Source organism: Streptomyces ipomoeae 91-03 (assembly GCF_000317595.1).
Taxonomy (GTDB): Bacteria; Actinomycetota; Actinomycetes; order Streptomycetales; family Streptomycetaceae; genus Streptomyces; species Streptomyces ipomoeae.
The window spans coordinates 1-2,059 of the sequence record NZ_AEJC01000582.1 but is presented as its reverse complement, the minus strand read 5'-3'; the positions used below and the strand labels follow the sequence as shown (position 1 = coordinate 2,059).

The following is a 2,059-nucleotide window of genomic DNA, read 5'->3' as shown; positions in this document are numbered from 1 at the left end:
CACCTGTCTCCTCCGGCGTGGCGGCCTCGATGGTCCTCGCCCTCGGCCTTGCGGCCTGTTCCGGGGGTGACGACTCGGACACGGACCAGGAGGCGTCATCCGTCGCGGAGGTCGGCCACATCCACGGTCTCGGCATCGACCCTGCCGACGGCCGACTGTATGACCAAGTCGCTCTCCGGCGAGGCGGACTTCCACGCCCTCGACCTCGCAGTCGACCCGATGACCCGGGCGTCGTGCTCGCCACCACCGAGGCGGGCGTCGCGAAGAGCACCGACGGCGCCAAGACCTTCGCCGACGGCGCCAAGCCGGTGCTCTACTTCGTCTCCCGGGGCGCGGCGAACGCGCTGTACGGCTTGTCGGAGGACGGCGGCAAGACGTTCGCGAAGCGACTCGCCGTCGAGTCGAGCGGCGGGCACTGAGCCGGACGGTTCCGAAGGCCACGCCGATCGTCCAGCGACGTCGGCGTGGCCAACACCCCGTAGCCGCCGAAGCGTACATCGCCGCGGTGCGTACCCCGCCGGGCACTCACCCTTTCCTTACTCGCTTACTGCATAGTCGTTGCACATAGCTACGAAGTGCAGTAAGAAGCGGTTGGACCGCCGGAGGAGACAACCCATGAGTACGAATCTCGAGCCCGTCCGGTGGGCCCGCCGGTTCGACCGAGGCGAGATACGCCGTCTCGTCGCCATGTACGGGGTCATCGCGGCCCTGCACATCGCCGGGTTCGGACTGTTCGCGTACTACAACGCCCGCTATCACGACCTCGCCGACAGCCGGGGTGAACTGCTGTACGCGGGCGCCGCCGGGCTCGCGTACACCCTGGGTATGCGGCATGCCTTCGACGCCGATCACATCTCGGCCATCGACGACACCACCCGCTATCTGCTCCAGAAGGGCAAGCGGCCCCTGGGTGTGGGTTTGGCCTTCTCCCTCGGGCACTCCACGATCGTCTTCGCCCTCTCCGTCGGCATCGCCTTCGCCGCCCAGGCCGCCAACCGCTTCCAGTCGGGCTTCGCCGACATCGGCGGGATCATCGGCACGCTCGTCTCGGGCGTCTTCCTGTACGCCATCGCGGCACTGAACCTGGCCGTGCTGCGCGGCATCATCCGCACCTGGCGGGAGGCGAAGGCCGGACGGCACCAGCCCGAGGAACTCGAGCAGCTTCTCGCCGCCCGGGGATTGATGAACCGAGTGTTCAAGGGCCGCTACAACCGGTTCATCGATCACAGCTGGCAGCTCTACTTCGTCGGGTTGCTCTTCGGCCTCGGCTTCGACACCGCCACGCAGGTCGGCGCGCTCGGACTGGCCGCCGGCTCCGCCGCCGACGGGACCCTGCCGCCACTGGTCATCATCGCACTGCCGCTGATCTTCGCCGCGGGCATGAGCCTGATGGACACCACGGACGGCGTGTTCATGGCCAAGGCGTACGAGTGGTCCTTCACCAACCCGGTCCGCAAGATCTACTACAACCTCACCATGACCGGACTGTCGATCTTCGTGGCCTTCGTCGTGGGCACGATCGAGCTGGTCTCGCTCCTGGCCGAGCGACTGGGTGTGGACGGCCGCCAGCCCTGGAAGCTGCTCGGCGGCATCGACCTCAACGCCATCGGCATCGCCATTGTCGTCACCTTCCTGGTCACCTGGATCGGTGCCGTCGTGCTGTGGAAGGTACGGCGCTACGACGAGCGGTACGCGCGGCCGCGTATCGGCGAGCCCGGCGACCCGGACCCGGCCGTCACCTGACCACTTCCTGAGTGTTGGTTCCCGAGGCCACGGCCATCCTCGGCTCGACGACCTGCTCCGGCTTCATCGAAGGCTGTCTCAGCGACCGGTGGTGACCCGGAAACCGCCCGCGTGTGCGGGGTCGTGCGCCTCGTCTGTGGCGTAGGTGTCCAGCTCGGTTGTCTTCCCGCTGTATGCCTTCGCCGGGGGCGCTGCCGACCGGTGCGGGGATGAACCCGACGGCCTTCGGCTTGGTCGGCCTGCGGATGTCGACGACGTGCACGCCGGTGTTGTCGCAGCCCACTCCGCCCCAGGAGGCGAGGTAGGCATATCCCGA

2 protein-coding genes and 1 pseudogene are annotated in these 2,059 nt (G+C 67.9%); 2 read left to right on the top strand and 1 reads right to left on the bottom strand.

What is annotated here, in order from left to right; all coding sequences use genetic code 11:
• Together STRIP9103_RS49440 and STRIP9103_RS37620 are read left to right on the top strand one after the other, a co-directional pair.
• A pseudogene (locus STRIP9103_RS49440) lies at positions 1 to 419 on the top strand (hypothetical protein); the annotation flags it as partial.
• Positions 420 to 615: 196 nt separating this feature from the next.
• Positions 616 to 1,743: a HoxN/HupN/NixA family nickel/cobalt transporter gene (locus tag STRIP9103_RS37620; protein WP_009334290.1), complete on the top strand. Its 1,128-nt coding sequence runs from the start codon at positions 616 to 618 to the stop codon at positions 1,741 to 1,743.
• Here STRIP9103_RS37620 and STRIP9103_RS52335 read toward each other — a convergent pair.
• A partial coding sequence (locus tag STRIP9103_RS52335; RefSeq protein WP_234022404.1) for a hypothetical protein occupies positions 1,736 to 2,059 on the bottom strand: 324 nt, incomplete at its 5' end. The two genes, STRIP9103_RS37620 and STRIP9103_RS52335, sit on opposite strands and share 8 nt — an antisense overlap.